Annotated in this window: 13 protein-coding genes; 10 read left to right on the top strand and 3 right to left on the bottom strand. The window is 35.7% G+C overall.

Annotated elements, in window-relative coordinates; translation table 11 throughout:
- The first annotated feature begins 249 nt into the window (after positions 1-249).
- Positions 250-1,365 carry a M24 family metallopeptidase gene (locus tag A9C19_RS12845; RefSeq protein ID WP_072580316.1) on the top strand — a complete coding sequence of 372 codons (1,116 nt, stop codon included), beginning with the start codon at positions 250-252 and terminating at the stop codon, positions 1,363-1,365.
- Between the two features lie 906 nt (positions 1,366-2,271).
- On the opposite strand, the gene A9C19_RS12840 is transcribed toward A9C19_RS12845, so the two are convergent.
- Positions 2,272-3,309 (bottom strand): EAL domain-containing protein, encoded by a 1,038-nt coding sequence (locus tag A9C19_RS12840; protein ID WP_233499171.1) that lies wholly within the window; start codon positions 3,307-3,309, stop codon positions 2,272-2,274.
- A gap of 315 nt (positions 3,310-3,624) precedes the next feature.
- Here A9C19_RS12840 and A9C19_RS12835 point away from each other — a divergent pair, with 315 nt between their 5' ends.
- Together A9C19_RS12835 and pfkA are read left to right on the top strand one after the other, a co-directional pair.
- Entirely contained in the window at positions 3,625-4,308 is a 684-nt protein-coding gene (locus A9C19_RS12835; RefSeq protein ID WP_072580315.1) for a haloacid dehalogenase type II, read from the top strand.
- Between the two features lie 109 nt (positions 4,309-4,417).
- Positions 4,418-5,377, top strand: a complete 960-nt coding sequence (gene pfkA / locus A9C19_RS12830; RefSeq protein ID WP_072580314.1) for a 6-phosphofructokinase — start codon at positions 4,418-4,420, stop codon at positions 5,375-5,377.
- A 439-nt stretch (positions 5,378-5,816) separates the two neighbouring features.
- On the opposite strand, the gene A9C19_RS12825 is transcribed toward pfkA, so the two are convergent.
- Entirely contained in the window at positions 5,817-6,032 is a 216-nt protein-coding gene (locus A9C19_RS12825) for a hypothetical protein (RefSeq protein WP_072580313.1), read from the bottom strand.
- Between the two features lie 293 nt (positions 6,033-6,325).
- Between A9C19_RS12825 and A9C19_RS12820 the strand changes: the two genes are divergently transcribed.
- Together A9C19_RS12820 and A9C19_RS22780 are read left to right on the top strand one after the other, a co-directional pair.
- Positions 6,326-6,598: a hypothetical protein gene (locus tag A9C19_RS12820; RefSeq protein ID WP_072580312.1), complete on the top strand. Its 273-nt coding sequence runs from the start codon at positions 6,326-6,328 to the stop codon at positions 6,596-6,598.
- A 146-nt stretch (positions 6,599-6,744) separates the two neighbouring features.
- On the top strand, positions 6,745-6,831 hold the full coding sequence (locus tag A9C19_RS22780) for a putative holin-like toxin (RefSeq protein ID WP_420835831.1): 87 nt from the start codon (positions 6,745-6,747) through the stop codon (positions 6,829-6,831).
- Positions 6,832-7,122: 291 nt separating this feature from the next.
- Here the strand turns inward: A9C19_RS22780 and A9C19_RS12815 are convergent, their stop codons facing one another.
- Positions 7,123-7,551, bottom strand: a complete 429-nt coding sequence (locus A9C19_RS12815) for a hypothetical protein (RefSeq protein ID WP_072580311.1) — start codon at positions 7,549-7,551, stop codon at positions 7,123-7,125.
- A 145-nt stretch (positions 7,552-7,696) separates the two neighbouring features.
- On the opposite strand from A9C19_RS12815, the gene A9C19_RS12810 reads away from it, so the two are divergent.
- The 5 genes from A9C19_RS12810 (at position 7,697) to ptsP (ending at position 13,501) form a co-directional block, all read left to right on the top strand.
- Positions 7,697-8,101 carry a DUF6843 domain-containing protein gene (locus A9C19_RS12810; protein ID WP_072580310.1) on the top strand — a complete coding sequence of 135 codons (405 nt, stop codon included), beginning with the start codon at positions 7,697-7,699 and terminating at the stop codon, positions 8,099-8,101.
- A gap of 86 nt (positions 8,102-8,187) precedes the next feature.
- Positions 8,188-9,051 (top strand): glucose PTS transporter transcription antiterminator GlcT, encoded by an 864-nt coding sequence (gene glcT / locus A9C19_RS12805; protein WP_072580309.1) that lies wholly within the window; start codon positions 8,188-8,190, stop codon positions 9,049-9,051.
- A gap of 264 nt (positions 9,052-9,315) precedes the next feature.
- Positions 9,316-11,421: a glucose-specific PTS transporter subunit IIBC gene (ptsG, locus tag A9C19_RS12800; RefSeq protein WP_072580308.1), complete on the top strand. Its 2,106-nt coding sequence runs from the start codon at positions 9,316-9,318 to the stop codon at positions 11,419-11,421.
- A gap of 95 nt (positions 11,422-11,516) precedes the next feature.
- Positions 11,517-11,783, top strand: a complete 267-nt coding sequence (locus A9C19_RS12795) for a phosphocarrier protein HPr (protein ID WP_072580307.1) — start codon at positions 11,517-11,519, stop codon at positions 11,781-11,783.
- Positions 11,783-13,501: a phosphoenolpyruvate--protein phosphotransferase gene (ptsP, locus tag A9C19_RS12790; protein ID WP_072580306.1), complete on the top strand. Its 1,719-nt coding sequence runs from the start codon at positions 11,783-11,785 to the stop codon at positions 13,499-13,501. The genes A9C19_RS12795 and ptsP overlap by 1 nt, the downstream gene beginning before the upstream one ends.
- Positions 13,502-13,692 lie beyond the last annotated feature (191 nt).

Below are 13,692 nucleotides of genomic sequence, written 5' to 3'. Positions count from 1 at the left end.
TCGGGTCCCTTTCAGAATTTGTTCACACCTGTGATCCTTATTGGTTCATAACATAATGATTATATTAATAGGAAAAACCAGTCTTATTTATAGGACAAGAGCACTGTACAAGGTTTTAGAACATATTTTTAAGTCTTTTCTTTGTTTTTATCATATGTATAATTTTACTGTTCCTGCTTCTGGGAAGATTGTACTTTTTACACTCAATTGCTATGATTATAGTAGAATAGTTGAAGGGTAGTGGGAAGAATGGAACATCGATTACATAAATTAAAAGCCTATTTAGAGGCTGAAGATATAAACATGTGTTTTATTCAGTCTAAGGAAAATGTATTTTACTTAACGAACTTTTATACCGATCCTCATGAGAGATTGATGGGTTTATTTTTATTTAGTGGTCATATTGCCCCTTTCTTTATTTGTCCTCAGATGGAGGTAAATCAAGCAAAAACAGCAGGTTGGAAAGGCGAAATAGTAGGTTACGCTGATCATGAAGACCCTTGGATTAAGATACAATCAGCTATTGCTAGCCGCAAGCTAGGGAAGATAGAAAAAGTGGCGATTGAGAAGGAAGTTGTTCCGTATAGTAGGGTTGAAGCTTTGTCAACAATCACACCTAATGCACACTTCGTTTCAATAGAGGAAGCATTGAATAGGATGAGAGTTGTGAAAGATCATGATGAAATAAACATTTTGAGAAAAGCTGCAGAATTGGCTGACTTTGGTGTTCAGGTGGGCATTCATGCTCTTAAAACTGGTGTGACTGAAATGGAAGTACTCGCAACCATTGAATATGAGTTGAAGAAAAAAGGGATACGCGAAATGTCATTTTCTACAATGGTTCTTTTCGGTGAAAAAAGTGGAGACCCTCATGGAAACCCAGGGCTAAAAACGTTATCAGAAGGAGATTTTGTTTTATTTGATCTAGGTGTTGTATTAGAAGGGTATTGCTCTGATATTACGAGAACATATGTGTATAAGTCCTTTAATAAAAAGCAAGAAGAAATTTACAATACTGTTTTGAAGGCGCAAAAAGCAGCACTAGAAGCGAGTAAACCCGGTGTAAGAATCGGAGACCTTGATCAAATAGCTAGAACAGTCATTACAGATGCTGGGTATGGAGACTTTTTTCCACATCGACTTGGTCATGGATTAGGCATTAATGTTCATGAATACCCATCAATGAGTCATACCAATGATGAAATACTACAAGAAGGTATGGTATATACAATTGAACCGGGAATTTACGTGCCACAAGTAGGTGGAGTTCGAATAGAAGATGATGTGTTGATTACGAAAGATGGGCATGAAACACTTACTAACTTATCAAAGGAATTTACCGTTTTACAGGAAGAGGTAAAATAGAATTAATTAATTAGTTGATTAAGTTAGTTGATCGACTAATTAATTTCATAAAATACATGCTTATTTTAAAGAAACACAGTCCTACAGAATTTAGATACCTTTTAAATTTTGCTAGTGTCGTAAGCTTGTAGCTATTTATCAAGTGTCCGTATAGTTGAATTCCGCTCCAGTTGCTCGCTTTATGCGGGGCGGGCGGTAAGGCTGTGGGGTCTCACGTAAACAACACCTCCCGCAAGAGGCGAGAGCCTTCTGTTACAAGCTGCTGAAACACTTGGAGAAGATTTTGCTGACTCTTTAACTACCTCCGATAGAAGGCGTAAACCCCTTCATTTGTTGGGTAGGCTTCTATATTCCATATTCCCTTGCTTTTTTGCAAGGCATTCTTCTAAATCTCATAGATTTCATCGGCATATTTTTTTATTCAAGGATCATATCCATCGTCTAGTGAGGTAGTGTGTCTGGCTCTTCTTAGTCTGAGTAGGGGATAGTGCAAGTTGTATTATCAAGGGAAATATTCATTCAAGGGTGAGGGAATTTATCACAATTGAATCGACCTTAACAAGGCCTGGAGAATTGTTTTATACATAAAGAAGCGGATAATGTCGGCTTTCGCCTTTAAATCGGCAGAACGATATCACAATGAATGAATCGATTCACATAAAAGTTAAAATAAACGTCATTTTCTGACTTTTTATTAACTTATATTCATGACGAAAAAGAAGATTAACTTGTCGTTTAGGTGAACATTCTATCAGAATATCCTCTAAAACGGTAACTAGTCCTGATAAAATAAAGAGTTTTTACAAATAAGACTAATAAAAAACGATTGTCGACATACCGACAATCGTTTTTTATATAAATAGCTCCAGTACTAATGAGTCATTAATTTCCAAAAAAATAGACTTTTTAGAATGAGGTAGCCACTTTATAGCTTAGTAAAGGAGTAGGGCTTGGTTTTCCTATAAAATAGCCTTGAGCTAATGATACTCCCTGATTCTTCAAGTAATCATATTCTTGCTCTTGTTCGATACCTTCAGCAAGAACGGTAATATGTAATTCCTTAGCTAAGGTGATAACACCTTGTAGGAAAGTTTGACTTTCCTTATTAAGGTGGCAGTCTGTAATGTATTGTCGGTCAACTTTAATATAGTCTGGTCTTAATTTTGTTAGCATGTCTAAAGTAGAATACCCGGCTCCAACGTCATCAAGAGCCACCTTCATTCCATGAGAGCGGTATGTTTGAAATATAGCTTTCAAATGAGAAATGTTTTCTATTTTTTCCGTTTCTACTACCTCAAATACCAAATCCCTCGGATCAATATTGAATTTTTCCACAAGTTCAAATGTGTGTTTTAAGCAATGGTTAGGATTATATATGGTTGAGGGTAAGAAGTTAATAAAAACCTTAACCCCTTTTGGAATCTTTTTGCTTTTGGCATAAAGGGCAACTTCACGTGCTTTTTTATCTAACATGGAGTGCATCTCTGTTTTTCTAGCTACTTCAAACAACTGACTTGGAAAGATAGATTGATCTTTTGCTCTTAACAGTGCTTCATATCCATAAATTTCTCCTGTAGCAACATTAAGAATAGGTTGGAGATAGCTTTCAAATTGTCCGTATTTAATTAGATTGACAGTTTTCTCATGGAAGGTATGCTCATAGATTGTATGTAAAGAAAGAAATTCAGAGTTGGTTTCATTTCCTTCTATACTAATTGCACCTTTGTATGAAGCTAAGTCTCCAAGCTCACAACGAATAAAGGAAAGAAGCTCTTTCAGCTCAGACTTATCATGATACTGTTTAGTAAAACAGATGTTTTCCTTTTTTTGAAAATAAAGCTTCGTTAAAACCTCTTCTAATTTTGTATGTTCATTCAATAAAATTGAAAAATATCCAGAATTATGTATAGTAAGAGGTTGGAAGCAAGATTTACAATGATCCAATTTAATCCCTCATTTCAGCAATTTGTATAATTATTATCTTATCAAATATTGTACAAAAGTTAAACAACAAATAGTAACTTGTAATAAAATTGTTACTTATTCAATTTTTTTATACATCATATACTTTTATATAAGAGGTGTACTTCAATTTAAGAATTAAATCTGGCTTCTCTTTACTACTCTTAAGCATATTTCTATATTTTCGCCCAGGGAAAAGATAGAATAGTTAAAAAGTTTAGGAAGACATTGTTAGGGAAAAGTAAAACATTATAAATGATGAATAAGATAAAAGGTGTATAAAGGAGTGGCAAGAATATGCAAAATAAAGATGTCATTGTATTTGATGTTTATGGAACATTATTTGATGTACATGCTGTTATTGAGACATGTGAAGAACTGTTTCCTAGAAAAGGGAAACAAATAAGTGAATTATGGAGAAAAAAACAGTTAGAATATGCGTTTTTAAGACAGCTAATGGGGACATATGTACCTTTTTCAATCATTACAAAAGAAGCTCTGCATTATGCGTGTGAAAGTCTCGATGTTACCATTAATCAAGAAAGTGAAGATAAATTATTAAACGCGTATAATAGGTTGAACTTATTTGATGAGGTAGAAGAAGTGATAACATCCATACAAGATCGTCGTTTGGCTGTCTTCTCAAATGGACCTTTTAGTATGCTTGAACCATTACTTGAGCAATCAGCTTTACGTAATAAAAACATAACGGCTTTGTCAGTTGATGATAAAAAGGCCTTTAAACCGACTCCGATCGCCTATCAATGGGTTCTCTCAAAATTAAATGTTTCACGGGAACAAGTATTGTTCGTTTCTTCCAATACATGGGATATTGCGGGAGCCAAGACATTTGGTTTTGAAACAGCTTGGGTAAATCGACAGGGGGATGTTTTTGATAAGTTAGGGGTCACGCCAGATTATATGATTAAGGATTTAGGTGGTCTTCTTTCCTTAGAAAAAGGGAAGGATACTAGTACTTAATAGTACATGGACTAATTCAAGGCATCTACTCAAGTGCCGTTAAACCTGGGCACATAGATCTTTACCGTATGCCAGCAATTGATATCACTTACTTTGAAAGGATGAGAGCATGAAAAGGATTGCCGTGTTAACAAGCGGAGGAGACTCACCTGGTATGAATGCAGCTGTAAGGGCTGTTGTAAGGAAAGGAATACATGAAGGCTTAGAGGTGTTCGGCATTTATCAAGGGTATGCCGGATTGATGTCAAATCAAATAAAAAAACTAGAACTTGGGTCAGTAGGAGATATCATACATAGAGGTGGAACGATCCTATATACTGCTCGCTCTGAAGAATTCAAAAAAGATGAGGCGCAGTATCAAGCAATTAAAAATTTACGTGATTTACAGATCGATGGTCTTGTAGTCATTGGTGGAGATGGTTCATACCGGGGTGCTGCCAAGTTAACGGAAAAAGGATTTCCATGCATAGGGCTCCCTGGGACGATTGACAATGATATTCCAGGGACAGATTATACAATCGGCTTTGATACAGCACTTAATACTATTGTGGACAGTATAGATAAAATAAGAGATACTGCTACATCTCATGACCGAACCTTTATTATAGAAGTAATGGGACGTCATGCAGGGGATCTTGCACTTTATTCTGGACTATCAGTTGGAGCTGAAACAATTTTGATACCAGAAAGAAAGTTTGAGTTAGCTGAAGTAGTAGAAAAGTTAAATAAGGGAATTGAACGTGGGAAGAAACATTCGATCATTGTGTTAGCTGAAGGAGTTTGTTCTGCTAACGAATTTGCTGCTACTCTAAAAGAAAATTACTCGTTAGAAACAAGAATTACTGTATTAGGTCATATTCAACGAGGTGGTTCTCCTACGGGTTTTGATCGCGTATTAGCTTCACGTCTAGGTGCACGAGCTGTAGAACTATTACTTGAAGGAAAAGCAGGGAAAGCAGTAGGGATGCAGAAACAGCAAATAGTTGAGCATAATTTCCAGGATATATTAAAGGAAAAAGATCCTCTACCAGAGGGAGTATATACCTTGTCACAACAGCTATCGATTTAATAGAGCACTGCCATATCGTTAGATTGAATAGAGGATGACTTCCTAATGAAGTCATCCTCTTAATAGTTTTTAGTCTTTACTGCAACTGGAAAACTGACCTATATAATTCAATTCCCCAATCACATCTATGTAACTGAATTTTATATTACAATAACATCTTTCCTTATGGAAATGACGCATGAGATATAAGCCCTTCCTCTCTTATATCGTTGCGGCTCCGAGGCCGCGCCACTTGAATTTAAAGCGTCTTAGATGTTTTTCAAAGTTGTCATGGTAGCGCGCTACTTATGTAATACCCATCTTGACGATAGTAAAACATGTAGACAGGCAAGAAAATGAAAACTGATGACGAAAAAGCTTCTTCATATTTGAAAGAAGCTTTTTTAGGTTAAAATTCTTACCATACTATATGAACTGAAGGACTAAATGTGCAAGAATTTTATACAACTTTTGAGTAACGAATATGACCGGCGGAAAGCGTGTTTTCAAGAGTAAATGTGCGGATTTGTTTTTTTAAATAACAATATGCAATGAAATGCTTATTCCCAATTCTTTTAACAAGTACTTTTCGCTGAGAAATATCTCCGTCATTGCTCATATAAATGATGACGATTGGTTTATTTTGATCTAAGCTTTGGGTAAGGAACAACTTCATTTTTAACTCCCCTTCTTGATTATTTCTATTCTTATATAATGATATGCAGTGAGTAGTAGAACTAGCTGAAAACATATGTTAATGTGTGAATTGTATTTTTCTAGATAGAGGTATAATCTAGCCCTAATTTATGGAAATGCCATAACAGTTTCTTTTCTTATTATATACGAACATACATTCTTCATTCCATAAAAAGAGAACATATTTTCGTGTGATTATTTTGGAGTTCTTACCATATTTTTAATTTAAATGCGTATCATGGTAAAAAGGCCGAAAAATGGGGGAGATTGTTTATGGACGAAAAGGAAAAAGTGCTTTTAATTCAAAAAATATCAGAGGACATCATGAGATTATCTGTAAAAGACAAAAGAGGAAAACACGAAAGTGGGCAGGATAAAGCAATAGAGCTATTAGCAAGAGCTATGAGAGAATGGACAGTTATGTACTTGAATCCTCATTCACATCATGAGGACATTTTAAAGGGTACACTAGCAAAAGTAAGGATTGCTTACAATGCGCTTGATGGGGAAAAGAAGCAGCCTAAACTAGTTATAAAAAGACTGTAAAGCTAGGTGGAAGGGAAGAGCCAAAGGAAGACTATTAGGATGAAGGAATCAAAAATAGAACATATGTTCCAAAGTGGTGTTGTTTTATGATACAATAATCTTGCAGTCAATAAAATAGAACAAGCCCTCTCAAAAGGAGGTGATGCTTGTTGACCATTTACGAAAGTTTAATTGTTATGTTTACATTCGCTTCGTTAATCATCGCAATATTAACATTTACACAAAAAAAATAGACCACATGAAATGTAGCCTACGATTAAAATACTGTTTTGTTTGACTGCAGACTGTGGATGCTGCAACATCCACGGTCAATATCTATTGATAGTATATCATAATTCAAGATCGTTTTATAATGGTTATTTCGAGTTTTTCTTTTTCGCTTTTTCATCTTTTGATTTACCTTCTATTGCTTCATTTTGCATTTTTTGAAATTCTTGTTCTTTGCTATTATTGTTTTCCTTCATTTTTTCTTCACCTCCAAGATTGAACATGATCGTAGTTTATTTTTCACTTCTTTCGCTTTGTTATTCAGAAATTCCCATCTTTTGAAGAAGCGTTATCACATCATAGGTTGTGTTAAAGAACATTGGTGTATTTTCATCTGTGTACAAGACAATCCTATGTCTTTTTGTATCTGATGAATTGTAAATGATTAGAACTTCTTGCACAATATCCTCATACCATTTGTTTTTAATTTTCACTGGAGCTTTAAGTGGAATTTTTAAAATATACCCTTTATTAGGTAAAGGATTTGCCTCAACTGTAATCCCATCAATAGTTCCGATTGCTTTCCTCACTTCTTGATCAAAGAAAGAAGATGAAGGTGCTTCGGCCACAATTTCATTCGATTCAATTGTCACAACTTTTATCATTGGACTAGCTGAAGCAGACACTGAAAAGAGTAAATTAACAGAACAAAACAGAACGAGAAGAATCAATTTTGCTATCCTCATTTCATCACCTCATGTGTTACCATTCCCATGTTCTTCTGAAAAAATCTGTACCTGCCATCTCCTATTGATTCATTCTGTATAAACTAAAAACCTATAATAGAATAAGTCCTTTCATGACATCCTACCAATTAGGAGGTGTTATGAAATGATAAAGAAATTAGTTCTTTTACTTTTCATTTGTCATTTATTAACGGGGTGTAAACAAGATGATCAAGTTTCACCTAAAACCTATTTAATTCCTATAGGTTATACAGGATGGGTGAAGGTTCAGTATGAGGATGGTCCAATCAATACTTCTACATCAAAACCAGATGAATATCGCGTGAATAAAGATGGAATAGCTATAACTCATGATCCACATATACACGAAGGGTGGGCGACAAATCATTATTACTATGTTGATCAGAAAGGTAAACGTACAAAGTTGGTACCAGGAAAGATGGTTCATGGTTCATCAAGTGGAATGGAGCAGGGAGGTGAAACAACAGAATATTTCTACATCGGAACATCTGAACAATTTGAGAAAGATCATTATATTTCGAATGAATGATTTAGTGTGGGAAGATCTTTTTTTCTACAAAAAACGACAAATTCATTGACGAACCCAGTTAACTTTTGTACGATATGTAGGATTCAATGGATAAAGGAGCTGTGGATTTCGTGAAGGAGTCCTTTGTAGTAAAAAAATCATTAAACAACAATGTTCTTATTGTTGATCATCAAAAATATGGTGAGGTCGTCTTAATAGGGAAAGGTATTGGATTTGGGAAGAACCAAGGAGATATCATTGAAGAGCAAAGCTATGATAAAATGTTTGTCTTGAAAAATCAAAAAGAACAAGAACAATATAAAATGCTCTTAACTGACACGGACTCTGAAATGTTAGAAGCTGTACAGGATGTTATTTCATATATTTCCGATCAAGTCGAGCAACCATTAAATGAACATATTCACATTGCCTTAACCGATCATATCACCTTTGCGTTAAAGCGTTTACAGCAAGGGATGGATTTGAAAAATCCTTTTTTAATCGAAACGAAATCACTGTATCCTTTTGAGTATAACTTAGCGAATGATGTAGTCGAGTTATTGAATGAAAAGTTATCTGTGCGTTTGCCAGAAGGGGAAGTTGGCTTTATTGCCTTACATATTCATAGCTCTATTTCAAATAAATCACTTTCAGAAGTTAATCAATACTCTCAATTAATCAGTCAACTAACTGAGGTAATTGAGGATTCTTTAAAAATTACAGTTGATCGAGATAGCGTTAATTATCTAAGGTTAATTAGACATATACGCTATACGATTGAAAGGGTAAATTCAGGGGAAACAGTATCAGAACCAGAAAAATTATTATTTCTCTTGAAAAAAGAATATCCGCTATGCTACAATACTTCTTGGAAAATGATAAAAGTTATGCAGCGGGCTTTAAATAAGCCTGTGTATGAAGCGGAAGCCGTTTATTTAACGATGCACCTATATCGTCTAACAAATAAATAAAAATGTAACCGATATTATTCACGTGTTACTGATTCGATCAGGCATGAGTGAACATTGTGTTTTTATTTGCTATTTTGGGGAAGTATACCTAATAGCAGGGAGAAAACATGTTCACTCGTGCCTTTTTATGTTGGTTATATTAATACGGTATTGGTTGTAACCGGTTAATTAACGCTAAATGCTTTAACTTTTATTTATACATAGGCTTTTTGAAATCACATTTAGTAGCCTACATTTTATAAAAGATTTTAGGAGGTCCTTTTTATGTTTAAAAATGCATTTGGCGTCCTGCAAAAAGTTGGACGTGCATTAATGTTGCCAGTTGCCTTATTACCAGCAGCAGGTCTATTGCTTGCAATTGGTAACGCTCTACAAAATGATACTTTAACAAGTAAGGCAGCTTTTTTAACAAGTGATTGGGTTGTATTAATTGCAAGTGTTATGGAAAACGCTGGTGGTATCGTCTTCTCAAATCTCCCAGTACTATTTGCAGTGGGGGTTGCAATTGGGTTAGCGAATGGTGATGGTGTAGCAGGTATTGCTGCATTAATCGGGTACTTAATCATGAATGTAACAATGAGTAGTATCCTTAAAGGAGTTGGAACACTACCAGGCGGAGGGGCAGAATTAACAGAATTCCTACAAAACAACAGCGCGGTTTATGGTAGCGTATTAGGGATTCCAACACTTCAAACCGGGGTGTTCGGGGGTATTATCGTAGGTATTATTGCAGCTGCGATGTATAATCGCTTCTTTACGATTGAATTACCACAATACCTTGGTTTCTTTGCAGGTAAACGATTTGTTCCAATTGTAACAGCTGCTTCTGCTGTTATCCTTGGAATTGTGATGTACTTTGTTTGGCCTCCAATCCAAACAGGACTTAACTCATTCTCTACTAACTTGTTAGATGCTAACAGAACGCTAGCGGCATTTATTTTCGGTGTAATTGAACGTGCGCTAATTCCTTTTGGTTTGCATCACATTTTCTATTCACCATTCTGGTTTGAGTTTGGATCGTATGTAAATGCAGCGGGTGAAACAATCCGTGGTGACCAAGCGATTTTCTTTAATCAAATTAAAGATGGTGTTAATGAATTAACTGCAGGAACGTTTATGACAGGTAAATTCCCATTCATGATGTTTGGTTTACCAGCAGCAGCTTTAGCGATTTATCATGAAGCGAGACCAGAACATAAGAAAGTAGTTGCAGGTCTTATGGGTTCTGCTGCATTAACTTCTTTCTTAACAGGTATAACGGAACCGCTTGAATTCTCATTCTTATTCGTAGCGCCTGTACTTTTCGGTATCCATGCAATTTTTGCAGGTTTATCGTTTATGATTATGCATCTTTTAAATGTGAAAATTGGTATGACCTTCTCAGGAGGGTTAATTGACTTCTTACTATTTGGTGTTCTGAACACACAAACAAATTGGTGGTTAGTCATCCCAGTTGGTCTTGTGTTTGCCGTTATTTATTATTTCGGTTTCCGTTTTGCTATTCGTAAGTGGAATCTTGCAACTCCAGGTCGTGAAAAAACAGATGTGGATACGGCAGATGAAAATGAGGCAAATCGTCCAACAGGTGATCTACCTTATGAAGTCCTTGAATCATTAGGTGGTTCTTCAAACATTAAACATTTAGACGCTTGTATTACAAGACTACGTGTAACTGTTAATGATAATAAACAAGTAAACAAAGATCGTTTGAAAAAATTAGGAGCATCAGGAGTTCTTGAAGTTGGAAATAATATTCAAGCAATCTTTGGCCCTAAATCAGATAACTTAAAGACACAAATACAAGATGTAATGTCAGGTAAGCGACCAAAAGCTACACAAACTCACTCTCAACAACAAGAAGTTAAAGAGCAAGTGGAAGATGTTGTGGCAGATGGATTAAAGAACGAATTAGTTGAAGATGTGTTTGTATCGCCTTTAACTGGTGAAATCAAACCAATTACAGAAGTTCCTGACCAAGTTTTCTCAGGAAAAATGATGGGTGATGGATTTGCCATTCTTCCGACTGAAGGTACAATCGTATCTCCTGTTAATGGTAAAATTCTAAATGTTTTCCCGACAAAACATGCAATTGGTATTCAATCTGAAGGTGGAAAAGAAATCTTAATTCATGTTGGGATTGATACTGTTAACCTTAAAGGTGAAGGATTTGAAACGTTTGTTCAAGAAGGAGACGTTGTTGAACAAGGTCAAAAACTCCTGGAAGTTGATCTTGATTTCGTGAAAAAGAATGCTCCATCTATTATGACACCAATAGTGTTCACGAACTTAAAAGAGGGTCAAACGGTAAAACTTCAAGCAAATAATCAAGTAAATGCAAAAGATTCAGATATACTATCTATAGAAGGGTAAATATTTTGATAAGTAACGCTTGTACAAATACTATCGTTACTGCTAAAATAATACCTTGTAGAAAAATGAAAGATTTTAAAGGAGATTGATTAAAAATGGCAGAAAAAACATTTACAGTTACAGCAGAAACAGGAATTCATGCTCGTCCAGCGACAGTTTTAGTTCAAACGGCTAGCAAATATGATGCTGATGTTAACTTAGAATACAATGGTAAGACAGTTAACCTTAAATCTATCATGGGTGTTATGTCTCTTGGAATTCCTCAAGGATCACAAATCAAAATCATCGCTGCTGGTGCAGATGCAGATGAAGCAATCAAAGGTATTGAAGATACATTGAAAAATGAGGGGCTTGGCGAATAATGACTAACCTAAAAGGGATCGCAGCTTCTGCGGGTATTGCGATTGCAAAGGCATACCGCTTAGAAGAGCCAGAACTTAAGATTGAAAAAAAAGCAGTAAATGATAAAGCAGCGGAGAAAGCTCGCTTCGATCAAGCAATTAATACATCAAAATCTGAATTAGAGAAAATTAAGGAGCATGCTAATCGTGAGTTAGGAGCAGATAAAGCAGAAATCTTTGCTGCTCACTTACTTGTATTAAGTGATCCTGAACTTCTTAATCCAGTTAAGGATAAGATTGATTCAGAAGGCGTAAATGCCGAAGTAGCCATGAAAGAAACTGCAGATATGTTCGTTTCGATGTTTGAGTCAATGGACAACGAATATATGAAAGAACGTGCAGCAGATATTCGTGACGTAACAAAGCGAGTAATTGCGCATTTATTAGGCGTTCAAATTCCGAACCCTAGTTTAATTTCTGAGGAAGTTGTTATCATTGCAGAGGATTTAACTCCTTCTGATACTGCACAGCTTAACCGCCAATTCGTAAAAGGTTTTACAACTGACATTGGTGGTCGTACATCTCACTCAGCAATCATGGCTCGCTCAATGGAAATTCCAGCTGTAGTTGGAACGAAGAAAGCGACTGAGAAAATTGAGAATGGTGTAATGGTCATTGTCGATGGTTTAGATGGAGATGTGATTATTAATCCTTCCTCTGAAGAAATTGCGCATTACGAACAGAAAAAAGCAAAATACGAAGCACAAAAAGTTGAATGGGCAAAACTTGTGAATGAGCCAACTGTATCAAAAGATGGTCAGCATGTTGAGCTTGCAGCAAATATCGGAACACCAAACGATGTTAAAGGTGTGCTTGAAAATGGTGGAGAAGCAGTTGGTCTATACCGTACAGAATTCTTGTATATGGGAAGAGATCAGCTTCCAACAGAGGACGAGCAATTTGATGCCTATAAAACTGTTTTAGAAAAAATGGAAGGCAAACCAGTTGTTGTTCGTACACTTGATATTGGTGGGGATAAAGAGCTTCCTTATCTAAACCTACCAAAGGAAATGAATCCTTTCTTAGGATTTAGAGCAATCCGTTTATGTCTTGAGGAGCAAGATATTTTCCGTACTCAGCTACGCGCTTTGTTACGTGCTAGCAGCTATGGAAATTTAAAAATCATGTTCCCAATGATTGCGACGTTAACTGAATTCAGAGAAGCAAAAGCAATTCTTTTAGAAGAAAAAGAAAAGCTAGTAGCTGCTGGTACTACTGTTTCTGATTCAATTGAGATTGGAATTATGGTTGAAATTCCTTCAACTGCTGTTATGGCAGATCAATTTGCTAAAGAAGTTGATTTCTTTAGTATTGGAACAAATGACCTAATCCAATATACAATGGCTGCAGATCGTATGAACGAACGTGTATCTTACCTATACCAACCCTACAACCCAGCTATTCTTCGTCTTGTATCAATGGTTATTGATGCAGCGCATAAAGAAGGTAAATGGGCAGGTATGTGTGGGGAAATGGCTGGCGATTCAATAGCTATTCCATTATTACTTGGTTTAGGTTTGGATGAGTTCTCTATGAGTGCAACATCAATCTTACCTGCTAGATCACAAATTAAAGGACTATCTAAAGAAGAAGCTCAAAGCTTCAAAGAAAAAGTCCTTTCAATGAGTACAACAGAAGAAGTTGTTGCATTCGTTAAAGAAACATTCGATGTAAAATAATAATAAGTAAAACAGAGGACGAGCTATATGGCCCGTCCTTTTTTTATTGGATTAGTCCTTCATAATCGTATTTTGCTTCAGAAACTTACTTTTCAAGATCATAGGGGGCTTTAAGAACTGCTAACTTCTTTATTCCTCTTCGTTTTGTGGGTATTGCTGTTAGCCTTGTCTTTTTTATTAGATATACATAC

The organism is Bacillus weihaiensis (assembly GCF_001889165.1).
Classification (GTDB): domain Bacteria; phylum Bacillota; class Bacilli; order Bacillales; family Bacillaceae; genus Metabacillus; species Metabacillus weihaiensis.
The sequence above is the reverse complement of the archived record's forward strand: the minus strand, read 5'-3'. Positions and strand labels throughout refer to the sequence as shown.